Source organism: Amycolatopsis sp. NPDC031561 (genome assembly GCF_055580625.1).
In genome coordinates, this window is record NZ_JBVILA010000002.1 from 451,545 (window position 1) to 476,362 (window position 24,818).

General features: G+C 69.3%; 26 protein-coding genes and 1 pseudogene. 22 read left to right on the plus strand and 5 right to left on the minus strand.

Translation table 11 applies throughout. The features are described 5' to 3' along the window. Nucleotides 1–8: 8 nt before the first annotated feature. The 7 genes from ACZ5IK_RS07735 (at nucleotide 9) to ACZ5IK_RS07765 (ending at nucleotide 5,649) form a co-directional block, all read left to right on the plus strand. Nucleotides 9–734: a sugar phosphate isomerase/epimerase family protein gene (locus ACZ5IK_RS07735; RefSeq protein ID WP_465487248.1), complete on the plus strand. Its 726-nt coding sequence runs from the start codon at nucleotides 9–11 to the stop codon at nucleotides 732–734. Nucleotides 735–875: 141 nt separating this feature from the next. Next, nucleotides 876–1,706, plus strand: a complete 831-nt coding sequence (locus ACZ5IK_RS07740) for a thioesterase family protein (protein WP_465487049.1) — start codon at nucleotides 876–878, stop codon at nucleotides 1,704–1,706. A gap of 24 nt (nucleotides 1,707–1,730) precedes the next feature. Further along, nucleotides 1,731–2,546, plus strand: a complete 816-nt coding sequence (gene proC, locus ACZ5IK_RS07745) for a pyrroline-5-carboxylate reductase (protein WP_465487050.1) — start codon at nucleotides 1,731–1,733, stop codon at nucleotides 2,544–2,546. 203 nt (nucleotides 2,547–2,749) lie between these two features. Continuing rightward, on the plus strand, nucleotides 2,750–2,965 hold the full coding sequence (locus tag ACZ5IK_RS07750; protein ID WP_076164244.1) for a helix-turn-helix domain-containing protein: 216 nt from the start codon (nucleotides 2,750–2,752) through the stop codon (nucleotides 2,963–2,965). Between the two features lie 145 nt (nucleotides 2,966–3,110). Continuing rightward, a complete protein-coding gene (locus ACZ5IK_RS07755; RefSeq protein WP_007030867.1) occupies nucleotides 3,111–3,212 on the plus strand; it encodes a 30S ribosomal protein bS22 in 102 nt (33 codons plus the stop codon). Between the two features lie 287 nt (nucleotides 3,213–3,499). After that, the gene (locus tag ACZ5IK_RS07760; RefSeq protein WP_101612008.1) at nucleotides 3,500–4,549 is read left to right on the plus strand and encodes an NAD-dependent epimerase/dehydratase family protein; all 1,050 of its coding nucleotides are present in this window, start codon (nucleotides 3,500–3,502) and stop codon (nucleotides 4,547–4,549) included. Continuing rightward, nucleotides 4,546–5,649: a lysophospholipid acyltransferase family protein gene (locus tag ACZ5IK_RS07765; protein WP_465487051.1), complete on the plus strand. Its 1,104-nt coding sequence runs from the start codon at nucleotides 4,546–4,548 to the stop codon at nucleotides 5,647–5,649. The genes ACZ5IK_RS07760 and ACZ5IK_RS07765 overlap by 4 nt, the downstream gene beginning before the upstream one ends. A 160-nt stretch (nucleotides 5,650–5,809) precedes the next feature. Here the strand turns inward: ACZ5IK_RS07765 and ACZ5IK_RS07770 are convergent, their stop codons facing one another. The 3 genes from ACZ5IK_RS07770 to ACZ5IK_RS07780 all read right to left on the minus strand — a co-directional run bounded on the left by ACZ5IK_RS07770 (nucleotide 5,810) and on the right by ACZ5IK_RS07780 (nucleotide 8,708). Further along, complete coding sequence (locus ACZ5IK_RS07770) at nucleotides 5,810–6,712, minus strand: HAD family hydrolase (protein ID WP_005151723.1); 903 nt, start codon at nucleotides 6,710–6,712, stop codon at nucleotides 5,810–5,812. A 96-nt stretch (nucleotides 6,713–6,808) separates the two neighbouring features. After that, nucleotides 6,809–7,888 carry a DUF5667 domain-containing protein gene (locus ACZ5IK_RS07775; protein WP_465487052.1) on the minus strand — a complete coding sequence of 360 codons (1,080 nt, stop codon included), beginning with the start codon at nucleotides 7,886–7,888 and terminating at the stop codon, nucleotides 6,809–6,811. 109 nt (nucleotides 7,889–7,997) lie between these two features. Next, the gene (locus ACZ5IK_RS07780) at nucleotides 7,998–8,708 is read right to left on the minus strand and encodes a sigma-70 family RNA polymerase sigma factor (RefSeq protein WP_465487053.1); all 711 of its coding nucleotides are present in this window, start codon (nucleotides 8,706–8,708) and stop codon (nucleotides 7,998–8,000) included. Between the two features lie 292 nt (nucleotides 8,709–9,000). Between ACZ5IK_RS07780 and ACZ5IK_RS07785 the strand changes: the two genes are divergently transcribed. From ACZ5IK_RS07785 to ACZ5IK_RS07820, 8 genes are all read left to right on the plus strand, one after another. Beyond that, on the plus strand, nucleotides 9,001–10,485 hold the full coding sequence (locus ACZ5IK_RS07785) for an AMP-binding protein (RefSeq protein WP_465487054.1): 1,485 nt from the start codon (nucleotides 9,001–9,003) through the stop codon (nucleotides 10,483–10,485). A 10-nt stretch (nucleotides 10,486–10,495) separates the two neighbouring features. Beyond that, the gene (locus ACZ5IK_RS07790; protein ID WP_400948413.1) at nucleotides 10,496–10,732 is read left to right on the plus strand and encodes a glutaredoxin family protein; all 237 of its coding nucleotides are present in this window, start codon (nucleotides 10,496–10,498) and stop codon (nucleotides 10,730–10,732) included. A gap of 57 nt (nucleotides 10,733–10,789) precedes the next feature. Next, nucleotides 10,790–12,325: a molybdopterin-dependent oxidoreductase gene (locus tag ACZ5IK_RS07795; protein WP_465487055.1), complete on the plus strand. Its 1,536-nt coding sequence runs from the start codon at nucleotides 10,790–10,792 to the stop codon at nucleotides 12,323–12,325. Nucleotides 12,326–12,573: 248 nt separating this feature from the next. Then, nucleotides 12,574–13,401, plus strand: a complete 828-nt coding sequence (locus tag ACZ5IK_RS07800) for a redox-sensing transcriptional repressor Rex (protein ID WP_369862300.1) — start codon at nucleotides 12,574–12,576, stop codon at nucleotides 13,399–13,401. 2 nt (nucleotides 13,402–13,403) lie between these two features. Then, nucleotides 13,404–14,720: a glutamyl-tRNA reductase gene (locus ACZ5IK_RS07805; protein WP_465487056.1), complete on the plus strand. Its 1,317-nt coding sequence runs from the start codon at nucleotides 13,404–13,406 to the stop codon at nucleotides 14,718–14,720. Next, complete coding sequence (hemC, locus tag ACZ5IK_RS07810) at nucleotides 14,717–15,664, plus strand: hydroxymethylbilane synthase (protein ID WP_168214476.1); 948 nt, start codon at nucleotides 14,717–14,719, stop codon at nucleotides 15,662–15,664. Before ACZ5IK_RS07805 ends, hemC begins: the two co-directional genes overlap by 4 nt. 60 nt (nucleotides 15,665–15,724) lie before the next feature. Further along, the gene (locus ACZ5IK_RS07815; RefSeq protein WP_184898723.1) at nucleotides 15,725–17,257 is read left to right on the plus strand and encodes a bifunctional uroporphyrinogen-III C-methyltransferase/uroporphyrinogen-III synthase; all 1,533 of its coding nucleotides are present in this window, start codon (nucleotides 15,725–15,727) and stop codon (nucleotides 17,255–17,257) included. Between the two features lie 192 nt (nucleotides 17,258–17,449). After that, nucleotides 17,450–17,809, plus strand: a complete 360-nt coding sequence (locus ACZ5IK_RS07820; RefSeq protein ID WP_465487057.1) for a hypothetical protein — start codon at nucleotides 17,450–17,452, stop codon at nucleotides 17,807–17,809. A gap of 53 nt (nucleotides 17,810–17,862) precedes the next feature. Here the strand turns inward: ACZ5IK_RS07820 and ACZ5IK_RS07825 are convergent. Continuing rightward, nucleotides 17,863–19,148 (minus strand): annotated as a pseudogene (locus ACZ5IK_RS07825) (Nramp family divalent metal transporter). A 150-nt stretch (nucleotides 19,149–19,298) separates the two neighbouring features. On the opposite strand from ACZ5IK_RS07825, the gene hemB reads away from it, so the two are divergent. The 4 genes from hemB to ACZ5IK_RS07845 are packed head-to-tail and all read left to right on the plus strand — an operon-like array spanning nucleotide 19,299 to nucleotide 21,621. Continuing rightward, nucleotides 19,299–20,270, plus strand: a complete 972-nt coding sequence (gene hemB / locus ACZ5IK_RS07830) for a porphobilinogen synthase (RefSeq protein WP_465487058.1) — start codon at nucleotides 19,299–19,301, stop codon at nucleotides 20,268–20,270. 10 nt (nucleotides 20,271–20,280) lie between these two features. Beyond that, nucleotides 20,281–20,817 carry a hypothetical protein gene (locus ACZ5IK_RS07835; protein WP_465487059.1) on the plus strand — a complete coding sequence of 179 codons (537 nt, stop codon included), beginning with the start codon at nucleotides 20,281–20,283 and terminating at the stop codon, nucleotides 20,815–20,817. After that, nucleotides 20,814–21,269 carry a hypothetical protein gene (locus ACZ5IK_RS07840; RefSeq protein ID WP_465487060.1) on the plus strand — a complete coding sequence of 152 codons (456 nt, stop codon included), beginning with the start codon at nucleotides 20,814–20,816 and terminating at the stop codon, nucleotides 21,267–21,269. Before ACZ5IK_RS07835 ends, ACZ5IK_RS07840 begins: the two co-directional genes overlap by 4 nt. Further along, the gene (locus tag ACZ5IK_RS07845) at nucleotides 21,247–21,621 is read left to right on the plus strand and encodes a hypothetical protein (RefSeq protein WP_101612022.1); all 375 of its coding nucleotides are present in this window, start codon (nucleotides 21,247–21,249) and stop codon (nucleotides 21,619–21,621) included. Before ACZ5IK_RS07840 ends, ACZ5IK_RS07845 begins: the two co-directional genes overlap by 23 nt. Here the strand turns inward: ACZ5IK_RS07845 and ACZ5IK_RS07850 are convergent. After that, a complete protein-coding gene (locus ACZ5IK_RS07850) occupies nucleotides 21,618–22,109 on the minus strand; it encodes a TspO/MBR family protein (RefSeq protein WP_465487061.1) in 492 nt (163 codons plus the stop codon). The genes ACZ5IK_RS07845 and ACZ5IK_RS07850 overlap by 4 nt on opposite strands. A gap of 122 nt (nucleotides 22,110–22,231) precedes the next feature. Here ACZ5IK_RS07850 and hemL point away from each other — a divergent pair, with 122 nt between their 5' ends. The 3 genes from hemL to ACZ5IK_RS07865 are packed head-to-tail and all read left to right on the plus strand — an operon-like array spanning nucleotide 22,232 to nucleotide 24,743. Beyond that, nucleotides 22,232–23,536 (plus strand): glutamate-1-semialdehyde 2,1-aminomutase, encoded by a 1,305-nt coding sequence (gene hemL, locus ACZ5IK_RS07855; protein ID WP_465487062.1) that lies wholly within the window; start codon nucleotides 22,232–22,234, stop codon nucleotides 23,534–23,536. Next, nucleotides 23,533–24,165 carry a histidine phosphatase family protein gene (locus ACZ5IK_RS07860; protein ID WP_101612025.1) on the plus strand — a complete coding sequence of 211 codons (633 nt, stop codon included), beginning with the start codon at nucleotides 23,533–23,535 and terminating at the stop codon, nucleotides 24,163–24,165. The genes hemL and ACZ5IK_RS07860 overlap by 4 nt, the downstream gene beginning before the upstream one ends. Then, entirely contained in the window at nucleotides 24,162–24,743 is a 582-nt protein-coding gene (locus tag ACZ5IK_RS07865; RefSeq protein WP_465487063.1) for a TlpA family protein disulfide reductase, read from the plus strand. Before ACZ5IK_RS07860 ends, ACZ5IK_RS07865 begins: the two co-directional genes overlap by 4 nt. Nucleotides 24,744–24,818: the final 75 nt, after the last annotated feature.

Below are 24,818 nucleotides of genomic sequence, written 5' to 3' on the forward strand. Positions count from 1 at the left end.
CCTTCGAGATGGCCGCGGACCTCGGCTACGACGGCGTCGAGGTGATGATCTGGGCCGACCCGGTCAGCCAGGACGTCTCCGCGCTGCGCCGATGGTCGCGCCGCACCGGGGTGCCGGTGCTGTCGATCCACTCGCCGTCGCTGCTGATCACCCAGCGCGTGTGGTCGCCGGATCCCGAGGTGCGCCTGCGGATGTCCGTGGACGCGGCACTGGAACTGGGCGCGCGCACGGTCGTGGTGCATCCGCCGTTCCGGTGGCAGCGCCGCTACGGCGACGCGTTCGGGGACCTCGTCGACGAACTCGAAGAAGAGAGCGGCATCGAGATCGCCGTCGAGAACATGTTCAAGGTCCGCCCGCCCGGTGGATCGCGGACCTCGCGCGTTTCGGCCTTCCGGCCGTCGATCGACCCTACGGACGTAGGGTTTCGCCACTACACGCTCGACCTGTCCCATACAGCGGCAGCCGGAATGGACGCTCTCGCGCTCGCCGAGCGAATGGGAAAAGGGCTCACGCACGTCCATCTGGCGGACGGCACCGGCCTCCCGAAGGACGAGCATCTGGTGCCCGGACGCGGGATCGAACCCTGCGCCGAACTCCTCGAAAAGCTCGTGAACAGCGATTTCTCCGGACAGATCGTTCTGGAGATCAACACCCGCCGGTCGCCGAGCGCGGCACAGCGGTCGCGAGATCTCGCGGAGTCACTCTTGTTCGCGAGGTTTCACCTCGGTCAGTGACAAAGATCGTCTCCAGGTGCGGAGATTCATTCCTGCCTGCGCCCAAGGCGCTGGTACACGTAAAGTTCCGACCGTGAACCAGCTGCGCTTGTTGATCTCCCGCACCCCGATGGATCGGCTCGTGGCCTGGGTTAGTGCTCGGTGAACGGGGCAGACGAAACGGGCACCTCCTTCGACGCGGCATGCGCGACTCGATCACTGGGTGACGGCACGTTCACGGCGGTACTGCGCACCGAATGGTCGATCGGCGGCCATCCGCACGGCGGCTTCCTGATGGCCCTGATGGCGCGGACCGCCCTCTCGCTCCTCCACGAACGCGGCGAGCCGCCATCCGAGCCGCTGGCGATCAGCGCGGAGTTCCTGCACCCCCCGGCGGTGGGTCCGGTGTTGCTGCGTACCGACGTCCGGAAGGTCGGAAGGCGCGCCTCGGTCGTCGCGGTCCTGCTGGAGCAGCGGGGCCGCAGTTGCGTCGAGGCCAGGGTGACCACCGGGCGGCTGCCGATGCGGCGTCCGGAGTGGACCGACGTCCCGGCCATGCCCGCCGAGCCGCCGCCCGGCGCGGTGCCCATGACCGGTGAGACGTCCGAAGGCATGTTCAACCTGGCGAAGGGCTGCGAAGTCCGGCTGGATCCGGCGAGCGTCGGCTACCTGCACGGCCGGATCGGCGACCCGCCGAAGATCCGCCTGTGGGTCCGGCCGCGGCACGGTCTGCCGGATCCCTACTTCGCCCTGCTCGCGGGTGACGTGAACCCGCCGGTGGTCTACAACCTCGGCCGCGTCGGCTGGGCGCCGACCGTGCAGCTGACCGCGTTGCTGCGCACCCGCCCGGCGCCGGGCTGGCTGCGGGTGATCGTGCAGGCCCAGTCGGTGCACGAGGCCTGGTTCGATTCGGACGCCGTCGTGGTGGACTCGCAAGGCAGGCTGGTCTGCCAGTCGCGTCAGCTGGCGCTCGCCCCGGCGCCCGGGGGCTGACGGTGGTTTGGCACGCTGAACCGCATGACTGTGATCGCGGTTCTGGGTGCCGGGAAGATCGGGGAGGCCCTGCTCTCGGGCCTGCTGCACGGCGGGCACAGCCCCGCTGACCTGCTGTTCACCGAGCGGTATCCGGCGCGCGCTGCCGAGCTGACCGAGCGCTACGGCGTGCACGGGGTCACCGTCGCCGACGCCGCGCGCCGGGCCGACGTGCTGGTCGTCGCGGTCAAACCGCAGGACATCGACCCGGTGCTGGCCGAGCTCGCGCCGCTGCTCGGCAAGGAGTCGCTGGTGGTCTCGCTGTGCGCGGGCCTGCCGACCGCCCTGTACGAGCGCAGGCTGGCCGAGGGCGTCCCGGTGGTGCGGGTCATGCCGAACACCCCGATGCTCGTCGGAGAGGCGATGAGCGCGGTCTCCGCGGGTGCGCACGCGACCGCCGAGCACGTCGCGGTGGTGAAGGAGCTGCTCTCCCACGTCGGGCAGGTCGTCGAGGTGCCGGAGTCGCAGCAGGACGCCGTCACGGCGCTTTCGGGATCCGGGCCGGCGTACTTCTTCTACCTGGTCGAGGCCATGATCGACGCCGGGATCCTGCTCGGCCTTCCCCGTGCGCTCGCCGGGCAGCTGATCATCCAGTCGGCGGTCGGGGCGGCGAAGATGCTCGCGGAGTCCGACGAGCACCCGGTGCTGCTGCGCGAAGCCGTCACCTCACCCGCCGGAACGACCATCAACGCCATCCGGGAGCTGGAGAAGCACGGCGTCCGCGCCGCGCTGCTGGCCGCCATCGAGGCCGCGAAGGACCGCTCGACCGAGCTGGGCCGTGCGCACGACCCCCGCAATTAGTCCTCTACTTGCGGGGGCACCTGCTCGCGCACGTCCTGGGCCTGCGCAAGTAGCCGACTGATTGCGAGTCGGACAGGCCCATCTCGGTGACTCGCGTCGCTTTAGCCACACGTGTCCCGCTACTCTCAGGAGAGCACGTGCGTGTCGATACCACAGGTGGGGAAGCCGCGTGGCGCGACACGTGTCGAAGGGCACGGTGATTCATGCCGTCGAACAAGAAGGATGATCTGCCCTCAGTGGGTCAGGTCCAGTTTCTGACGGTCGCCGAGGTGGCCACGCTGATGCGGGTCTCCAAGATGACCGTCTACCGACTGGTTCACTCGGGCGAGTTGCCCGCGGTGCGCGTCGGGAAGTCGTTCAGAGTGCCCGAAAAGGCCGTTCACGAATATCTGCAGGGCGCGTACTTCGACGTGGGCTGAGGCTCGCTTCGCGGAGCACAGCGTGCCCGCCCGAGGGCGTCTTCCGGGGCGCGAGTACCCTGGAAGACCGCTCGTGCCTGTGCGCTCCACCCGTTGGACGCTGCGCCGGGCAGCGTGACCGACGACGAAGGAAGGAGCGCTCTCGATGGGCTCTGTGATCAAGAAGCGCCGTAAGCGCATGTCGAAGAAGAAGCACCGGAAGTTGCTGCGCCGGACGCGCGTTCAGCGTAGGAAGGCCGGCAAGTAAGACACAGCCGGTGAGTGGCCCGTCCAGCTTCTGGACGGGCCATTCCCATTTGGTGGACGGTTTCCGCCCATTCGAGTGAGACGTGGATCCCCTCTGCGAGCGTCGGGTTAATAGCATGTAAGCGCTGGCTCGACTACCCCTAATGAGCGGTAACATCTCAAGGGCAGCCGCGCGATGCTTCCCATGAGTGCAGGTTCGCGCACACTCGGTGGATCAAAGTCGTGCTCAAGGTCATCAGGACCCCGTGATCGAAGTCCGAGAACCGCCCCATAGCCGCAGGGAGTCCTATGCCGTCGAACATCGTGCTCGTGACCGGGGTCGGGGGAGACCTTGGCGGGAAGCTGCTCGCCAGACTCGGCAACAATCCGGAGTTCGAGCGGGTGATCGGCGTGGACACCACGCCCCCGCAGAAGTCGGTTCTGCAGCGCATGGGGCGCGCTGAGTACGTCCGTGCCGACATCCGCAATCCGCTGATCGCCAAGGTGATCAGCACGGCCAAGGTCGACACCGTCGTGCACGCCTCGTGCACCGCGCATCCGGCCGGTCCCGCTCGCCGCACGGCGATCAAAGAGGTCAACGTCATCGGCACGATGCGGCTGCTGGCGGCCTGCCAGCGCTCGCCGCTCGTGCGCAAGCTCGTGGTGAAGTCGACGGCCGCGGTCTACGGCGCGGGCGCGCGCTCCCAGGCCGTCTTCACCGAGGATTCCGAGCTCATCCCCACCTCCACCAGCGGCTACGCGAAGGACGCCGTCGAGATGGAGGGATACGTCCGCGGGCTCATGCGCCGCCGTCCCGACATCACGACGACGCTGCTCCGGTTCGCCAACATCATCAGCCCGGAGATCGACACCGTGCTCTCGCGCTACTTCGCGCTGCCGGTGGTCCCGACCGTCTTCGGCTACGACGCGCGGATCCAGCTGCTCCACGCCACCGACGCGCTCGCCGTCTTCGAACAGGCGACGCTGAACGACAAACCCGGCGTGTTCAATGTCGGCTCGGAGGGGGTACTCACCCTTTCACAGGCGATCCGGCGAGCCGGCCGGGTCGAACTGCCGATGCCCAGCGGTGTCGTGCCGTCGGTCGGCAAGGTCCTGCGCGGAGCCCGGGTGGTCGATTTCTCCGCCGATCAGGTCCGGTTGCTGAACTTCGGCCGCGTCGTGGACATCACGAAGCTCAAAAAGGACTTCGGCTACATCCCGCGGTGGACGACACGCGAGGCGTTCGACGACTACATCACCGGCCGCGGGCTCAGGCCCGTGGTGGACGGTGGCAGGCTGGCCGGGTTCGCCGGCAAGGTCCTGGTGGCCGCGGCGACCGGGCAGGCGGCGCACCGGTGAGCAGGCCGCGCGAGAACACCCCCGAAAACTCTCACGAAGGCGAGGCGGAAAACGTGAGCGGCGCTGAAGCGCAGGTCATCCCGTTGCACGGCCCCGGCAGAGAGAAGCCGGACTCGGCCGCTCAGGCGGATCGGGATCTTCGCGAGTCCGAAGAGGCGCAAGAGCAGCTGAAGCAGGAGCGCCGGGCCGACGCGCCCGTCGTCGAGTTCCCCGGGGCGACGCGGGTCTCGCCCGCCCGGACCAGCCCGGCCGACGCGGACCTCCTCCCGGCCTCGCTCAGGACGGCGCTGGGGTTCCTGCGGGACCGGCTGACCGGTGACTACACCGTCGACGAGTTCGGCTTCGACGCCGAGCTCACCGAAACCCTGCTGCTGCCGCCGCTGCGCGCGCTGTACGAGAAGTGGTTCCGCGTCGACACCTTCGGCGTCGAGAACCTGCCGGCCGACGGCGGCGCGCTGCTGGTGTCGAACCACTCCGGCACGTTGCCGCTCGACGCGCTGATGACCGCCGTCGCCGTGCACGACCACGTCCCCGGCGGCAGGCACCTGCGCGGCCTCGGCGCGGATCTGGTGTTCCAGGTCCCGCTCGTCGGCTCCTTCGCCCGCAAGTCCGGGCAGACGCTCGCCTGCAACGCCGACGCGGAACGCTTGCTGCGCAAGGGAGAACTCGTCGGCGTTTGGCCGGAAGGGTTCAAGGGCATCGGGAAACCGTTCTCGTCGCGGTACAAACTGCAGCGGTTCGGCCGCGGTGGTTTCGTTTCCGCCGCGCTGCGGACCGGGGTGCCGATCATTCCCGTGTCGGTCATCGGCGCGGAGGAGATCTACCCGAAGGTGGGCGACATCAAGCTGCTCGCACGGGTGCTCGGCCTGCCGTACTTCCCGGTGACGCCGTTCTTCCCGCTGCTCGGCCCGCTCGGCGCGATCCCGCTGCCGACGAAGTGGAGCATCGAGTTCGGCGAGCCCATCCGCACGGACACCTACGACGCGGACGCCGTGGACGACCCGATGCTGGTGTTCACGCTGACCGACCAGGTGCGGGAGTCGATCCAGCAGTCGCTGTACAAACGGCTTTCGCGGCGGAAGAGCGTCTTCAAGGGCTGAGCCCCCACCCACGCGTTTAGTCCTCTAGTTGCGGTTTGCTCCGCCTTCCGGACGCTAGGAAAGGCCCGTTACTTGCAAAATTTGCAAGTAACGGGCCTTTCATTGCATTGAGGGGGTACCGCAACTAGAGGACCAAACGCGGCGGAGCGGGGGCGAAGCGTCAGCGGCGCCGGTAGGCCATGCCCGCCGCCACAGCGCCGGCCACGGCGCCGACGCCGAGCACCGAAGGCACGCCGATCTTCGCGGCCTTCCGCCCGGTCCGGAAATCGCGGATCTCCCAGCCGCGTGCCCGCGCGACGTCCCGGAGACCGCCGTCGGGGTTCACCGCGACCGCGGTCCCGACGACCGACAGCATCGGGACGTCGTTCTGCGAGTCCGAATACGCCGTGCAGCGCTTGAGATTCAGCCCTTCGCGTGACGCCAGCGCCCGGACGGCGTGGGCCTTCGCGCGGCCGTGGAGCAGGTCGCCGACCAGACGGCCGGTGTAGACGCCGTCCTTGGTCTCGGCGACCGTGCCCAGTGCGCCGGTGAGGCCGAGGCGCCGCGAGATGATGGCCGCGAGTTCGATCGGGGTCGCGGTGACGAGCCAGACGCGCTGCCCGGCGTCGAGGTGCATCTGCGCGAGCGCCCTGGTGCCGGACCAGATCTTGTCCGCCATCAGCTCGTCGTAGATCTCTTCGCTGATGTCGGTCAGTTCCTGCACGGTGCGACCGGCCACAAAGGACAGTGCGCGCTCGCGGTGGGTTTTGATGTCTTCCTTGTTCTCCCGGCCGCCGAGCCGGAATTTCACCTGCTGCCAGACGAATCCGGCCAGATCGGCGGAGGTGAAGAACTTGCGCGCGGCCAGGCCGCGGGCGAAGTAGAAGATCGACGCGCCCATCATCATGGTGTTGTCGACGTCGAAGAACGCGGCCGCTGTCAGGTCCGGCGGTGCGGGTGGCGCGGGTGGTTCGAGTGCTTCGGCGGACGCTGTCGCCATCGCGGCCTCGGCCGACGCTTCACCCGCCAGCTCGGCCAGCCGTTCGAGCTCTTGACTCTTATCCTTGCCCCGCCAAACTGACACGCACACCGCCTCCGGAATCCCAGGTGCCTATGCACAGCGTAGCGAGAGCTCAACCGAGTCGTACCAGGTGTGGCGCCTGCCTCATCACTTAGCGCGTCAGCCGATGATGATCGGCGGTAACCCCGGGATGAGCGGCGGAATCGAAATCAGCGGCGGCGGGGGTGTCGTGGTCGTCGGCGGGGGCGGCGTCTTCGTCTGGGTGGGCGTCGCCACCACGGGCGGTGGCGTCCCGCCGGAAGGCGGCACGAGCGGTCCGGTCGGCACGGCGGTGTCCACGCCGGATGACGGCGGAGGCGAGGTCGGCGACGGTGAGCCGGCCGGTGCCGAGGACGGTGCGGGCGAGATCACCGGCGGTACGACGGCGTTGGGGGAGCCGGGATCGCGGACGCAGTCACCGGCGGCCGGGAGCGCGCCCAGATCGTCGGAAGAGCCCGTGGTGATGGTGTAGCAGACCAGTCGCGAGCCGAGATCCGTCGTCCGCGTCTGGACCTTGTCGAGCAGGACACGGGCGGCGGCGAACTTGTCGCGGGCCTCGGTGGGGGCGTTCCCGACCTGGAGGCCGAGCCGGTCGGACTGCTGCCGCGCCCAAGAGCGGAGTTCGGACAGCCTGCTCTGGCCGCCTTGGTCGGTGACGATCGCCGTCAGCTGTGACACGCCCGCCCGCAGATCGGTCTCGAAATCGGCGAGACCGGTGAAGTACGCGCCGGTGGACGCGCCCTGCCTGGTCAGTTCGTCGAGTTCGCCGACGCGGTTCGTGGCGAATTCCAGATGCTTCTTCGCCTTGTCCTGCTCGTCGAACGTGAGCCCGAGCGCGGCCGATTCACCCGCTCGTTTGATGCCGTAGAGCGGATCGCCCGGCAACGCGTCCCTGGACAGCAGGAGGGTGATGCCGCCCAGTGCGAGGACGAGGGCGACGGCGGCCGCGGAAAGGTTGGCGATGGCGTGACCACGGCGTTTCGACGGGGCTTCGGCTTCGGCGAGGCGTCCGGCGATCTCGTCGCGGATCCGCTTCCGGGTTTCGGCGTCGGGGGCGCCACCGGCGCCCAGTTCGCGCAGGCCGCCGACGAGCGCGAGTTCCAGCTCGAATTCGTCGTCCTGTGGTGGGGTGCCGTCGACAAGGTCCGCGAAGCGGTCACCGTCCGCTCGCTCCCGTGCGAACCATCCCGGCACGCCCACGGCGAAGTCTCCATCTGCTCAGCCCGGTCCTGACACCGGTCTGGCTGGGAAAACGAGCGGGGACGCCCAAGGGTTACGGCAAGGCCCGGTCAGGAGTAAATATGGGACTTTAACGCAATCCGGTGGGCAGAAGTTGTGCCAAACGGCGTACCGCGCGGTGTTGAAGGGCTTTGATGGCGCCTTCGTTGCGCTTCATGATCGCCGCGGTCTCGGCGACCGAAAGTCCCTGCATGAACCGCAGCACGATGCACTCACGCTGGTCTTCACCGAGTTCGGCGACGCAACGCAGCAGCTCGGCGCGGGTGGCGCGGCTGATGGCCTGCTGTTCGGGCCCCGCGACGGCCTGCACGCCGACGTTCCCGATCGGCGCCCCGTTCGGCTCGGCGACCTCGTCGGTGACGACCTCGAGGCGGAACCGGCTCGACTTCACGTGGTCGAGGATGATGTTGCGCGCGATGGTGACGAACCAGGCGCCGACGTCACGCCCCTGGTAGCTCACCGACGTGATGCGGCGCAGCGCGCGCAGGAAGGTCTCGCTGGTGACGTCCTCCGCGAGGTCCCGGTCGCCGAGGCGGAACAGGACGTAGCGGTAGACGACGTCGACATAGCGGTCGTAGAGCCTGCCGAAAGCGGACGTGTCGCCGCCTTGCGCGGCACTCACCAGGTCCCAGGCTTCGGCCTTCGCGGCCTCGGCGGCGGCGTCGGTGGTCTCGGTCGTGTCGCCGGACTTGGCCCTGGACGACGGAACCGCGGGGAATCCGCTCCGCCGGAGGATGTGGCCCGCCAGCATGGAGACGGGGTTCGGCGCAGGAAGGGTCATGGCGCACCTCCCGTTCCGGACTCCGAAGACCGGCCCGCATGTCCCACCGCCGCGTGGGCCTGCAAGATCTGCACGTCCGGACTCCCTTTCTCACCATCGAGTGATCAACACCACTCGACGACGATCAGCAGCATACGTGTAGTTACCGCGAAGTAGGTAGCGGTGCCGGGGTTACGGAACTGCGACGAAAGCGAGTGACACCCATGACGGTGGCCGAGATGACAAACTGGCAACGCCGTTCACCGAGGGAAGAGGTTCGCAGTTGAGCGCGGAGCAGGTTGCCGAAGGAAGCGTGCCCACCTTGCTCGCGGAGGCCGCCCGGCAGTGGCCCGGCAAGGCCGCCGTCCACGAGACCGGCGGAGGGGTCGCGCTGACCTGGGCGGAACTCGACAACGCCGCCCACGCGCTGGCCCGCGCCCTGCTCGACGCGGGAATCGAGCGCGGCGACAGGGTGGCGTTGCGGCTGCCGACGTCGGCCGCTTTCGCCGTCTCGCTGTTCGGGGCGCTCCGGGCGGGCGCGGTGGTCGTCCCGATCTCGCCGCAGGCTCCGGTGGCGGAGCTGAACGGGCTGCTGGAGCACAGCGGCGCGCGGCTCGTCCTCGAACGTGAGACGACCGAAGAGCTCTTCGACGGAGTGACGAGCCTCTCACCACCTGTTACCTCGGATGGAGCAGCCGAACCGGTCGAGGCGGCCGGGGCCGGTGAGGACATCGCGGTCATTTCGTACACCTCCGGAACGACCGGCCCGCCGCGCGGCGTGATGCTGTCGCACCGGGCGCTGCTGGCGAACCTCGACCAGCTGAGCCGGATCGTCCCGACGCCGCTCGTGCACGGCGACCGCGTGCTCATCACCATCCCGTTGTTCCACGTCTACGGACTGGGGCCCGGCCTGCTGCAGGTCGCGTCGGTCGGCGCGACGGCGATCCTGTCCGAGCGTTTCCTCGCCGAGCGGACGCTGGCCGACTGCGCCGAGTACCGGGTGACCTCGATCGCCGGCGTGCCCGCGATGTACGCCGAATTCGCCGCGATGGACCCCGACGAGCTCGGGCAGGGCCTCTCCACCGTCCGCCGGATGACGTCGGGCGCGGCACCGCTGCACCCCAAGATCCTCACCTCCCTCCGCGGCGCCACCGGGCTGGACGTCTACGAGGGCTACGGCCTCACCGAGTGCGCGCCCGTGGTCACCACGACGCTGGTCACCGGCTATCCGAAGCCGGGTTCGGTGGGACGGCCGCTGCCCGGTGTCGAGCTCCGGCTGGTCGACAGCGACGGCGACGCGACGCCCGTCCCGCAGGACCCGGACGAACTCGGAGACGCCTTCGACGAGGACGGCGGCACCGGCCTGGTGTCGATCCGCGGCGCGAACCTGTTCTCCGGCTACTGGCCCGACGGCTCGCACGGTCCCGACGAGGAGGGCTGGTTCCGCACCGGCGACGTCGGCTACCTCGACACCGACGGCGACCTGCACCTGGTGGACCGGGCCAACGACCTGATCATCGTCAACGGCTTCAACGTCTTCCCGCACGAGGTCGAGAACGTGATCTCGATGCTGGACGAGGTCGTCGAGGCGGGTGTCGTCGGTGTCGTCGACGAGCGGACCGGCGAAGCGGTGAAGGCCGTCGTCGTCCCCGCGCCCGGCGCTTCGCTCTCGGAGCAGCAGGTCGTCGAGCACTGTGCGGAGCACCTGGCCGGGTACAAGGTGCCGCACACCGTCGAGTTCGCCGAGTCCTTGCCGCATTCGGCCACCGGCAAACTGCGCAGGCTTCGGCTCAGGTAAGGATTGACGTATGGCGCACCACGTGACCGTCATGACCCGCACGGGTTGCCACCTGTGCGAGGTCGCGGAACAGGACATCGAGCGGATCTGCGGCGAACTCGGCGTGGCCTGGTCGGCGGAAGACGTCGACAGCGACCCCGAATGGCGGGCCGAATACGGCGACCGCGTGCCGGTGATCCTGATCGACGACGCCGAGCACGGGTACTGGCGGGTCGAAGAGGACAGGCTCCGGAAGGCGCTGGCGTAACACACTCGTAAGGGCGAACGGCCGATCTTCGGGGATATCCCTGGCGAAGATGGAGACGTGGACGACGAACGCAGGCTCACCTTCCCGCAAGCAGCTCTGACCGGGCTGCTGGCTCTCGCCGCCGCGCTCGGCGTCGGACATCTCGTCGCGGGCTTCGTCGGGTACACGGCCTCGCCGTTCGTCGCCGTCGCGAACTTCGTCATCGACCACAGTCCGCACGCCGTCGTGGCCTGGGCCGAGCGGACGCTGGAGACGTGGGACAAGCCGATCCTCAAGATCGGTCTCGCCGTGGTGCTGGTGCTGATCGCGCTGCTCGCGGGACAACTTTCGCGCCGTAAGCCGCTGCCCGGCCAGGTGATCGTCGGCCTGCTCGGCGCGGCGGGCGTCGCCGCCGTCTACGTGCGCACCGACCTCGGGCAGGTCTCGTTGCTGGCGCCGGTGGCCGCGACGGTCGCCGGGCTCGTCGTCTTCACCTGGTTGCAGTCGTTCTTCCGCCCGCCGGTGTTCTTCGACGCCCGCGAGGGCGAGGGGCCGGACCGGCGGAAGGTGCTGATCACCGGCGCTTCCGTCGCGGCGGGCGCGGGCGTCGCCGCGCTGACCGGCCAGTTCGTCGGAACGCGGAAGAACGCCGAGGAGTCTCGCGCCGCCGTCGGCAGGCTCGTCGCGGCGAGGACAGCGCCGCCGACCCCGCCCGACGCGGACTTCGTGAAGTTCGGCACCCCGCCGTATCTCACTCCATCGAAGGATTTCTATCGGATCGACACGGCCCTGGTCGTCCCGCAGGTCCGCACCGAGGACTGGAGCCTGCGGATCCACGGGATGGTGGATCGCGAAGTCACCTATACGTATGACGACATCCGCTCGCGGCCGCTGCTCGAACGCGACGTCACGCTGTGCTGCGTCTCCAACGAGGTCGGCGGTCCGTACATCTCCAACGCGCGCTGGATCGGTATCGACCTGCGAGACCTGCTGAACGAGGCGGGCGTGAAACCCGGCGCCGAGCAGCTGTTCGCGACCAGCGTCGACGGCTGGACCTGCGGAACCCCGGTCGAAGCCGCGCTGGATCCCGGACGCGGCGCGATGCTCGCCATCGGCATGGACGGCGAGCCGCTGCCGATCGAGCACGGCTTCCCCGCGCGGATCGTGATCCCCGGGCTGTACGGCTACGTGTCCGCCACGAAATGGGTGACCGAGCTGGAGATCACCACGTGGAAGGACCGCGAGGCGTACTGGCTCAACCGCGGCTGGGGCCGCGAAGGGCCGGTGAAGACGCAGTCGCGGATCGACGCGCCGGGTTCGGCCGTGACCGCGGGCAAGGTCGTCGTGTCCGGGATCGCGTGGGCGCAGCACACCGGCGTCGCGAAGGTCGAGGTCCGCGTCGACCAGGGACCGTGGCGGGAGACCGTCCTGTCGGCCGAGACCTCGAAGGACACCTGGCGGATGTGGTGGGCCGAGGTGGACGTCGCCGCTGGTCAGCATCAGGTCGCCGTCCGGGCGACAGATCAGTCCGGCTACACGCAGACCGAAACGCGGGTCGGAACCGTCCCGGACGGGGCGACCGGACTCCACACGGTGTCGGTCAACGCGCGCTAGACCCGCGTGAAGGCCCCCTTCACGCGGCTCAGCCGAGGGAAGGGGGCCTTCACGCGGGAAATTGTGCGGGTGTGGGGTGCGTCATCCCCTCTACCAGTGACTTTGTGCCTGCGTTCACAAGTGGCTACCGTAGATACGTCGCCTCCGAAAGCGCCCGGCATCGAACCGGACTCAGCGCCGCGGGTCAAGAGCCGATTTCCTGGTTCGGGCGACTCATGTACTCAGCAGGACCAGAGGAGCGGACAAGCGTGGTGTCGCAACGAGGCCGGCGCACCCGGGTGACACCGGACGCCGACAACGCGCCCACCGCGGAGATGCCCGCCGTCGAGGCCACCGCCGAGCCGGAAGCCGTCCGCGCGAAGTCGATCCCCGAGGCCGCCGTCGCGCGCCTCGCCGTCTACCTCCGCGTCCTTTCCGGGCTGGCCGAGCAGGGCGCGACGACGATCTCCAGCGAGGAGCTCTCGCAGGCCGCGGGCGTCAACTCCGCGAAACTGCGCAAGGACCTGTCCTACCTCGGCTCGTACGGCACCCGCGGCGTCGGCTACGAAGTCAGCGTCCTGGTCAGCCAGATCGAGCGGATCCTCGGCCTGACCCGCAAGCACAAGGTCGCCGTGGTCGGGATCGGTAACCTCGGGCACGCGCTGGCCAACTACGGCGGGTTCCCCGGCCGTGGGTTCCCGGTCGAGGCCCTGTTCGACCTCGACCCGGACCTGGTCGGCGTGCCGGTCGGCGGCCTCCCGGTCTCCCATCTCGACGAGATCCCCAAAGTCTGCGCCGAACGGCAGATCTCCATCGGCGTCATCGCCACTCCGCCCACCGCCGCGCAGTCGGTCTGCGACCGGCTTGTCGCAGGTGGCGTGCAGTGCATCCTGAATTTCGCCCCGGTGGTGCTGCAGGTTCCGGCACATATCGAGGTGCGCAAGGTCGATCTCGCCGTCGAGTTGCAGATCCTGTCGTTCCACGTCGCTCGCCGCGCGGATTTGGCCGCTCACGGCAACGGCGGAGGAGACGCCGCCCCCAAGGGCGCCGAGAATGGCAGCGTGAACGGCCACGGCAACGGAATGGTGGTGCGCTGAAGATGAGCGTGTTGGCTGTCGGGCTTTCGCACCGCAGTGCCGAGCTGAACACCCTGGAGCGCGTCGCGGTCCCCGCGACCGACGTGACCAAGGTGCTCCACGAACTGCAGCAGGCCGAGCACGTCAGCGAGGCGATCCTCGTCTCCACCTGCAACCGCATCGAGGTCTACGCGGTCGTCGAGACCTTCCACGGCGGTTTGAACGACGTCTCCGACGTGCTCGCCCGCCAGGCCGGGATGGAGCCCGCGGACCTCTACGACTCCCTGTACGTGCACTACGCGGGCGCCGCGATCGAGCACCTGTTCTCGGTCACCTCCGGGCTGGACTCGATGGTCGTCGGCGAGACGCAGATCCTCGGCCAGATCCGGTCGTCCTACGCCACCGCGCGCGACGCCGGCACCGTCGGCCGCACGCTGCACGAGCTGATCCAGACCACGCTGCGCGTCGGCAAACGCGTCCACACCGAAACCGGGCTGGACAAGCTCGGCGCGTCGGTCGTCTCCGAGGCGCTGGCCGCGGCCGGGGACATCGCGGGCAAGCGCGCGCTGATCGTCGGCGCCGGGTCGATGGGCGCGCTGACCGCGTCCCAGCTGCGCAAGTCCGGGATCGGCGAGATCACCATCGCCAACCGCACCGAAGCCAGGGCCGCCCGCCTCGCCGCCGCGAGCGTCGAGCAGGGAGTGCCCGCGAAAGCCGTCCAGATGAGCGGGATCGCGGACGCGGTCGCCGAGGCGGACGTCGTCGTCTGCTGCACCGGCGCGAACGCCGCGGTGTTCACCACCGGGCACGTCCCGGCCCGCGCCGGTCGCCCGCTGGTCGTCTGCGACCTCGGACTCCCGCGCGACGTCGAGCACGAGGTCGCCGAACTGGCCGACGTCACCGTTGTCGACCTCGAGACCATCCAGCGCCGCATGCGCGAAGCGGGCACCCCGACCACGGAACGCCAGACCGCGAAGGCCACCGGCATCGTGCTCGACGAGGTGCGCGAGTACCTCGCCGGTCAGCGCAGCGCCGAGGTCACCCCGACGGTGACGGCGCTGCGGCGCCGGGCGGCCGAGGTGGTCGACGCCGAACTGCTGCGGCTGGACAACCGCCTGCCGGACCTCGAAGCCGGGGTCCGCGAGGAGGTCGGCCGCACGGTCCGCCGCGTGGTCGACAAGCTGCTGCACGCGCCGACGGTGCGGGTCAAGCAGCTGGCCGCCGAGACGGCCGACACCGATTACGCCAACGCGCTGCGCGAGCTGTTCTGCCTCGACCCGCAGGCGCCCGCCGCCGTGGCGAGTCCTACGTCAACGCCGAAAGACAGTGATCATCAGTGAGCAGAGTCATCCGGATCGGGACGCGCGGCAGCAAACTCGCCCTCGCGCAGACCGGCACCATCGCCGACGCCCTGCGCGCCACCGGGGCCGAGGTCGAGCTCGTCACCGTGACGACCCCCGGCGACAAATCGTCCGCCCCGATCCCGACGATCGGGGTCGGCGTGTTCACTTCCGCGCTGCGCGAAGCCTTGCTGCGCGAGGAAGTCGACGTCGTCGTGCACTCCTACAAGGATCTGCCGACGAAGCCGGAGCCGGGCATCGTGCTCGCCGCCGTGCCGCTCCGCGAGGACCCGCGTGACGCGCTGATCGCCCGTGACGGGCTCACTCTCGGCGAGCTGCCGCCCGGTTCGACCGTCGGCACCGGCTCGCCGCGGCGCACCGCGCAACTGCGCGCGCTCGGTCTCGGTTTGGAAATCGTGCCGATCCGAGGCAATATCGACACCCGCATGCGCAAGGTGACCGACGGAGAGCTCGACGCCGTCGTCCTGGCGCGTGCCGGACTGGCCAGGATCGGCCGGGCGGAGGAGATCACCGAGACCCTCGACCCGATCCAGATGCTGCCCGCGCCCGCACAGGGCGCGCTGGCGGTGGAGTGCCGGGCCGGAGACGTGGACATCGAGCACCTGCTCGGGTCCACAGTGGACGATGAAGGCACCCGTGCCGTGGCGACCGCCGAGCGGGCGTTGCTCGCGGCGCTGGAAGCCGGGTGCAGCGCACCGGTCGGAGCGCTGGCGGAGATCGTCGAAGACCTGGACGCCGATGGCCGGGTCGTCGAGCGGATCTCGTTGCGGGGCACCGCCGCCGTCGAAGCTGACGGGGAAGCGGTCGACATGGTGCGCGCTTCCGCGCTCGCCGACAAGCACGAAGCCGAACAACTCGGCCGGACACTGGCCGCCGAGCTGCTCGATCTGGGGGCCGGCGCACTGTCCGGCCCCGCCCAGTGAGTCAGAACGTTGAAGGTAGGGCCGCGATCGACTGCGGCCGCTCAAGAGGAGAACGCACAGATGACCCCCGCGCGTAAGACCACCGGGCGTGTCGCCTTCGTGGGCTCGGGCCCCGGTGACGCCGGTCTGCTGACCGTCCGCGCTCAGGAGCTGCTCGCCAAGGCCGAGGTCGTGGTGACCGACCCGGACGTCCCTTCGGGCGTCCTGGCCCTCACCGCCGAGGGCGCCGAAGTGCGCCCCGCCGTCGGCGAGGCCACCGAGGTCGCCAAGGACCTGGTGAACGAGGCCAAGGCGGGACGGCTGGTGCTCCGGCTGATCGCCGGCGACCCGCTGACCCAGCCCGCCGTCGTCGCCGAGGTGCAGGCCGTTTCCCGGACCAGCGCCGTCTTCGACATCATCCCGGGCGTCTCGCCGGGCGCCGCCGTCCCGGCGTACGCCGGTGTCGCGCTCGGCGGTACACACACCGAGGTCGACGTCCGCGGTGACGTCGAGTGGGCCGCGCTGGCCGCCACCCCGGGCCCGATCGTGCTGCACGCGACTTCGGCGCACTTGGCCGAGGCCGCGTCCGCGCTGACCGAGCACGGGCTGCCGTCGAGCACCCCGGTCGCGGTGACGTCCAACGGCACCATCAACACCCAGCGCACCCTGGACACCACGCTGGCCACCGTCGCGAACGAAGCGGGCGAGCTCGTCGGCCCGCTGATCGTGACCATCGGCCAGGCCGTCGGCCAGCGCTCGAAGCTGTCGTGGTGGGAGTCGCGCGCGCTGTACGGCTGGAAGGTCCTGGTGCCGCGCACCAAGGAGCAAGCCGGTGAGATGGCGGAGCGGCTTCGCGGCCACGGCGCCACCTCGCACGAGGTCCCGACCATCTCGGTCGAGCCGCCGCGCAGCCCCGCGCAGATGGAGCGTTCGGTCAAGGGTCTCGTCGACGGCCGCTACCAGTGGATCGTCTTCACCTCGACCAACGCCGTCCGCGCGGTGTGGGAGAAGTTCGAGGAGTTCGGCCTCGACGCCCGCGCCTTCTCCGGCGTGAAGATCGCCTGCGTCGGCGAATCGACCGCCGCGAAGGTGCGCTCGTTCGGCATCATCCCCGAGCTGATCCCGGAAGGTGAGCAGTCTTCGGAAGGCCTCCTCGCCGAGTTCCCGCCGTACGACGACGTCCTCGACCCGGTCGACCGCGTGCTGCTGCCGCGGGCGGACATCGCCACCGAAACCCTTTCGGCCGGCCTGCGGGAACGCGGCTGGGAGATCGACGACGTGACCGCGTACCGCACGGTGCGCGCCGCGCCGCCGCCAGCCGAGACCCGCGAGATGATCAAGACCGGCGGTTTCGACGCGGTCTGCTTCACCTCGTCCTCGACCGTGCGGAACCTCGTCGGCATCGCCGGCAAGCCGCACACCCGCACGCTGGTCGCGTGCATCGGCCCGAAGACCGCGGAAACCGCCGTGGAGTTCGGGCTGCGGGTCGATGTCCAGCCTGAGAAGGCCGACGTCCCGCACCTGGTCGACGCGCTCGCCGAGCACGCCGCGCGGCTCCGCGCCGAAGGTGCGCTCCCGCCGCCGCGCAAGGCGAAGCGGGCCCGCCGCTCCTGACGGTTCGTACTTGGGCCCTACGCAAGTAGTCGACTACTTGCGTAGGACGCTGGTCTCCTGACGATCACCGCTGAAGCCCCCTTCTCACGTTTCGCGTGGGAAGGGGGCTTTTTCGGTCCTTAGTGAAACTTCACCGCGCGCGAAGCGGTGGGTCGTAGCGTCGGTGGTTCCGACAATCACTGGGGAGTGATCATGAAGGCTCTTGCTCGTGCCACCACCGCTCTGGGTGTGCTGGCGCTCGGTTTCGCCGGATTCGCGGGCACGGCGGCCGCGGCTCCCAAGCAGTTCGAGGTCTGCAGTCCGCTCGGATGCGCGGTGCAAAGCGTCCGGGGCACCGTCGATCGGGGAGATCTGCTCGCCACGGTGACCGACAGCGCACCGGGTTCGGCTCTCATCGCGCGGTTCGCCGTGTCCCCGCCGGGCGTGATCAACCAGATCGTCGTCGACGACGGGGTGCGGCGGGTCGTGCTCCGGCTGCCGGTCGGTGCGACCCAGCTGACCGTGTCGGCCTGCGGGGGCGGGGGCTGCAACAGCAAGACCATTCCGCTGTAAGGCCTCGTGAGTGGTAAAGACGGTTAGAACCGTCTTTACCACTCACGAGAACGTCAGCTGAAGAACTTCACGACCTCCGTGTAGGCCAGGTACGCGAACATCGCCAGGCAGATGCCCAGCAGCCCGTTCGAAACCCAGCCGGACCGCCCCGACCTCGGCACCCGCGACGTATTCAGCATCACCAGCAACGTCGCCGCCAGGAACGGCATGAACAACGAGCCCAGCACGCCGTAGATCACCGTGAGCTGGAAGGGCTGGTCGAGGAACAGCAACGCCATCGGCGGAAAAGTCAGCCACAGCACGTAACCCCGATAGGCGAGACTGCGCTCCCCGGCCTTTTCTCGTACGCCTCAACGCTTTCCGTCGTGTCCGCGGGCAGCCGCAGGATGCGCCACCAGTCCGCGAAGAGCAGGCTCACGCCGTGCCAGACGCCGATCACCGACGTGAACGAAACCGCGAAAAAGCCGATGAGGAACGGGATCCGCGCCCATTGCCCGTAGTCCGCGGCGAGCGTGTCACCGAGGAACAGCAGGCCCTTGTCGCCCGAGATGATCTTCTGGCCCAGCAGCAGTTCCGCGCCGACGATCAGCATCGCGATCACGAAGATCCCGGTCATGAGGTAGCCGACGGCGTTGTCGGTGCGCATCATCGGCAGCCACTTCGCCGAGCGCCAGCCCTTCGCGAGCGTCCAGTAGCCGTAGGCCGCCAGGGTGATCGTGCCGCCGACACCGCCGACCAGGCCGAGGACGTAGACGAGCGAGCCGTCGGGCAGGGTCGGGACGGCGCCTTCGAACAGCGCGGTGAAGTTCGGCATGGCGAGGATCGCCGTGCCGACCACGGTCACGAACATCACGCCGGTGAGCACCGTCATCAGCTTCTCGATGATCGCGTACCGGCCGAACCACACCAGCGCGAAGCCGAGCAGGCCGCAGATCATCGCCCAGTACCGCACCGGGAGCGCGGGGAAGAGCGCGTTGAGCGGCAGCCCGGACGCCGACATCGCGGTCGCGCCGTAGACGAACCCCCAGATCACCGCGTAGATCCCGAAGTAGATCAGCGCCCAGATCCCCAGCGTCCGCCAGCCGGACAGGATCGTCCGGCCCGAGGTCAGATGCCAGCGGCCGACGGCCTCGGCCAGCGCGAGTTTGAAGATCGTCCCGACGAGTACCGCCCACAGCAGCGTGTACCCGAAGCGCGATCCGGCCACCATGGTCGCGACGAGGTCGCCCGCGCCGACCCCGGTCGCGGCGGCCATGATTCCCGGCCCGACCTGGCGCAGCCGTGCGCGCCAGCCGACGGGCGGTTCTTCCAGTTGGTCGGTTACCGTTGAACTCGACATGCGGTGGAAGGTAACCCGCGTCACAGCGGGTACAAACCGGACGAAGATGACTCTTTACCGTCTCTTAGGGAACGCCGCCCGACTGGACCAATGCGCCTTTCATCGCGCCTGCGGACCGGTTCTCAAGCGGGCCGGAGTACCGTCGTAGGGGTGTTTCCCGAACATCGTCCCCGCAGGCTCCGTACCACTCCGGCCATGCGCAGGCTGGTCGGTGAGACGACGCTGCGCCCGCGCCAGCTGATCCTCCCGATGTTCGTGGCCGAGGGCATCGACGCGCCCCGCCCGATCTCCAGCATGCCCGGGGTCGTCCAGCACACCCGCGACACGCTGCGCAAAGCCGCCGTCGAGGCGGTCAACGCCGGTGTCGGCGGACTGATGCTGTTCGGCATCCCGAAGACGCGTGACGCGGAGGGTTCCGGCGCGGTCGATCCGAACGGCATTCTCAACGTCGCCTTGCGCGATCTGAAGTCCGAGCTCGGCGACTCGACGGTCCTGATGGCCGACACCTGCCTCGACGAGTTCACTGACCACGGTCACTGCGGCGTCCTCGACGCCGATGGCGGTGTCGACAACGACGCGACCCTGCGCCTGTACGCGGAAATGGGTCTCGCGCAGGCTGAATCGGGCGCGCATCTGCTCGGGCCCAGCGGGATGATGGACGGTCAGGTCGGCGTCATCCGCGCCGCGCTCGACCGCGCCGGGCGTACCGACACCGGGATCCTCGCCTACTCGGCGAAGTTCGCCAGCGCGTTCTACGGCCCCTTCCGCGAGGCCGTCGACTCGCAGCTGAAGGGCGACAGGAAGACCTACCAGCAGGATCCGGGCAACGTGCGTGAAGCGCTGCGCGAGATCGAGCTGGACATCGCCGAGGGCGCGGACATGATCATGGTCAAGCCCGCACTGTCCTATTTGGACGTCATCAGGGCCGCCGCCGAAGCGTCGCCGGTTCCCGTGGCGGCGTACAACATCTCGGGTGAGTACGCGATGGTCGAAGCCGCCGCCGCGAACGGCTGGCTCGAACGCGAGCGCACGATCCTCGAGGTGCTGACGTCGATCCGCCGCGCGGGCGCGGACATGATCCTCACCTACTGGGCGGCCGAAGCCGCTGCTTGGCTGGACTAGGCTGCCTCGCGTGAGCGACAGCGAAACGGACGACGAGCGCCGCAAGCGGGGGAGGGCGCCCGACCCGATCCTTCCGGGTCAGGAGCCGCCGAAGCGGGTCGTGCCGAAGCCCGTCGCCCTGTCGTTCTGGCTGTGGATCGCGACCGGTCTCACCCTGATCGCCGGACCCGCCTGGCTGCAGATCGGCAGGCAACAGGTGATCGACGAGTACTCCAGGCAGAACGCCGTGCAGCCCGACCTTGCGCTGAAGGTCGACCCGGCGCGGATCGTCGAGGGCGTCGATGTCCTGATCAGGAACCTCTTCGTCGGAGCGATCACCTTCGCCCTGTTGTTCGGCCTTTTCGCTTACAAGGCCCGCGAGGGCACGCGTTCGGCCAGGGCGGTGCTGACCGGCCTCGCGATCTTCCTGGCGCTCGTCGGGGTCTTCCTCCTCGGTGGCGCGCTCTTCGTGGTCATCGCCACGCTGATCGCGGCGATCGCGCTGATCCTGATGTACCTGCCCAGCGTCGCCGACTACTTCCCGAAGGTCGGGCGCGAGCTGCCATGACGCCCGAGCCGGCTCTCTACGGTGAACCCGGCGTCGGCTGGACGGCGCTGCTGTGGGCACCGCTGTTCGCGCTCGCCGGGCTGCTCGCCGAACTGGCGACCGGTGGACCGGTCCACTGGCTGGCCTGGATCCTGGTCGCGGCGGGACTGGTGCTGATCACCCTGCCGTGGGTGTACGCCCGCCGCCGGTACCTCTCGCTCGAAGTCACCGCCGACGGCTACCGGCAGGGCCGCGAAACCCTGGAGGCCGCCCGGATCACCGAGGTCCTCGGTGACGAAGAAGCCCCGGTCGGGGCGCGGGTCCTCGGCGGCGGCTGGACGATCCCCAAGAAGCACGGCGAGGTCGGCCTGAAGCTCGATGACGGGGTCTTCGTCCGCGCCTGGGCCAAGGATCCGGACGCCCTCCGTGAGGCTCTCGAGGATTTGGTGCGTGCTCGCACCACAGAGTCATGAGAAGCTGCTCACTGTGATCGACCTTCCCCAGCCGACCGGGGCCGACCTGTGGCCACCGGAGGACGCCCGGCCCGCGGCCCGCCTGCACAAACCCCTGCGCGCCGTGGTGGGTGCCGTCGAGCTGATCCTCGCCGCTCTCGCGGTGTGGGGTGTTTTCGCGTGCTGGAAAGCCGGGGTCGTCCCGGTCGTGATCACCTACGGCGAGACGACGACCCTCGAATCGCAGCGCTACTTCGGCGGCCCGCTCGCCGGAGCCATCGGGCTGGGTGTCCTGGCCGCGATCCTGGTGGTGGACGCGATCCGCCAGTTCCTCCTCGCTGTCCGCACCAAACAACGCAAGCCCAAGGACTAGTTGAGCCAGACGACGGCGGCGTTGACCGCGGTCGAGAACAGCAGCCACAGCAGATACGGCACGAGCAGCCAGGCCGCGATCTTCGACCGGCGACCGAACTCCATCATCGTGATGGGCACCACGAAGTCCAGCAGGACGACGTCGGCCAGCGCCAGGGCGTGCGCGCTACCGGCGAAGAACAACGGCGTCCAGAGCAGGGTCAGCAGCAGGCAGAGGCCGTAGAAGGCGAAGCCGCGCGTTTCGCCGTCCGTCCGCCAGTAGAACCAGCCCGCGACGGCGACCACGAGGAGCAGAACCGACCACATCGGGCCGTAGAGCCAGCCCGGCGGCGCCCACGACGGGCGCGCCAGCGCGTTCTGCGCCTCGGAGCGGGTGGCCACGGCCAGTGCGGCCACCACCCCGACGATCACCGAGAGGGCGATGAATCCGGCCAGGGCCTGCCAGCGCAGGCGACGATGGTGGGTCGGCGGTGAAGGCACCGTGGACACGTGGGTTCCTCCGCGAGTGTTTCGACAGGAGTGCTTCCCACCCTAGTGGGACCGGTCACGCCGCGCCCGGAACCGCGAGGACTCGGCGGCGGGTGTCATCCGGTATTTGCGAGACTGGGGGCGTGACTACCGGAGTCGATCAGTCCAAGGCATGGTTCGAACGAGCGAAGGCCGTGGTCCCGGGCGGGGTGAACTCCCCGGTGAGGGCCTTCAACTCCGTCGGCGGCACCCCTCGGTTCATGGTGCGCGGCGAGGGTCCGTATCTCTGGGACGCCGACGACAACCGCTACGTCGATCTGGTCTCTTCGTGGGGGCCGATGATCCTCGGGCACGCGCATCCGGACGTCGTCTCCGCCGCGCGCGAAGCCGCCGTCAACGGCCTGTCGTTCGGCACGCCGACCCTCGGTGAGGTCGAGCTGGCCGAGGAGATCATCGGGCGCGTCGAGCCGGTGGAGCAGGTCCGCCTGGTCAACTCCGGCACCGAGGCGACGATGAGCGCGATCCGGCTGGCCAGGGGCTTCACGGGCCGGGCGAAGATCATCAAGTTCGCCGGTTGCTACCACGGTCACGTGGACGCGCTGCTCGCCGAAGCGGGCTCCGGCGTCGCGACACTCGGCCTCCCGACGTCGCCCGGTGTCACCGGCGCGCAGGCGGCCGACACGATCGTCCTGCCCTACAACGACCTCGACGCGGTTCGGAAGTCCTTTGTGGACAACCCGGAGTCGATCGCCGCGATCATCACCGAAGCGGCCGCGGGCAACATGGGCGCCGTCGCCCCGGCCGAGGGCTTCAACGCCGGGCTCAAGGAGATCGCGCACGAGCACGGCGCGCTGCTGATCATGGACGAGGTGATGACCGGGTTCCGCGTCTCGAAGGCGGGCTGGTTCGGCCTCGAAGGCGTCGCCGGTGACCTGTACACCTTCGGCAAGGTGATGTCCGGCGGATTGCCCGCCGCCGCCTTCGGTGGCCGCGCCGACGTCATGGCGAAGCTGGCCCCGGGCGGGCCGGTCTACCAGGCGGGGACGCTGTCGGGGAACCCTGTCGCCGTCGCCGCCGGGCTCGCGACCCTGCGCGCGGCCGACGACGCCGTGTACGCGGCCCTCGACGCCAACGCGAAGCGGCTCGGCGACCTGTTCGACCGGTCGCTGACCGAAGCCGGGGTCACGCACACCGTGCAGTACGCGGGCAACCTGGTCAGCGTGTTCTTCAGCGAGAACCCGGTGACGAACTACCCGGGCGCGCAGGCTTCGGAGACCTGGCGGTTCCCGGCGTTCTTCCACGCGTTGCTGGACAACGGCGTGTACGCGCCGCCGAGCGCGTACGAGGCGTGGTTCGTCAACGCGGCCATGGGTGACGCCGAGTTCGAGATCATCGACTCCGCGCTGCGCGTAGCCGCCCGCGCCGCGGCCGAGGCGGTCCAGGCGTGAGCGAGACGACGATCGTGCACCTGCTCCGCCACGGTGAAGTGCACAACCCGGACAAGATCCTGTACGGCCGCCTGCCCGGCTTCAAGCTCTCCGACCGCGGCCAGCGCCAAGCGCTGACCGTCGCCGAAGCCGTCGCGACGCACGACATCACGCATGTCGTCGCTTCGCCGCTTCAGCGCGCGCAGGAGACCGCGGCGCCGATCGCGGCCGCGCACCGGCTCGACGTCGACACCGACGAGCGGCTCATCGAGGCGGACAACCAGTTCGAGGGCGAGCGGGTCGCCGTCGGCGATGGTGCCCTTCGCCAGCCGAAGCACTGGCCGAAGCTGGTCAACCCGTTCCGGCCGTCGTGGGGCGAGCCGTACGTCGAGATCGCGCACCGCATGCTCGGCGCGATCTACCGGGCGCGGCAGGCGGCCGAGGGACACGAGGCGCTGTGCGTCTCGCACCAGCTGCCGATCTGGACCGTGCGGCGGTTCCTGGAGGCGAAGCGGCTCTGGCACGACCCGCGCGTCCGGCAGTGTTCGCTCGCTTCGCTGACCAGCCTGGTCTTCGAGGGTGAGGAACTCGTGCGGATCGTCTACAGCGAGCCCGCCGGCACCACCGATCCGAAGGTGACCGGGGCATGAAGCGGATGCTGGCGGCCATGGCGGTGCTGCTGCTCGCCGTCACGGGTTGCACCACCGGCAAGGACGCCGTCGTCACCGGCGGCAGCTTCAACTTCGTGTCGCCGGGCGGGAAGGTCGACATCACCTACGACGTCGCGGACCGCCAGAAGTCCCCGACGCTGTCCGGCGACGACCTCATGAACGAGGGCAAACAGCTTTCGATCGCCGATTTCCCCGGCAAGGTCATCGTGCTGAACCTGTGGGGCCAGTGGTGCGGGCCGTGCCGCGTCGAGGCGCCCGAGATGCAGAAGGTCTACGACCAGACCAAGGCGTCCGGCGTCGAGGTGGTCGGCATCGACCTGCGCGACAACGACCGGCAGCCGCCGCAGGACTTCATGCGGGACCGGAAGCTGACGTACCCGTCGATCTACGACCCGTCGGGGCGGACGCTGCTGCAGCTCTCGGGCTACCCGCGCAACATCATCCCGTCGACGATCGTGCTGGACAAACAGCACCGCGTCGCGGCGGTGTTCCTGCGGGACCTGCTGGCTTCGGACCTGCTGCCCGTCGTCGAACGCCTGGTCGCCGAACCCGCCTGACCCCCCTCGCGGTTTTTTCCCTCTTTTTTGTTCTTTTCCCCCCCACCCCCCCCAACCCCGAGAAAAAAACCGCAG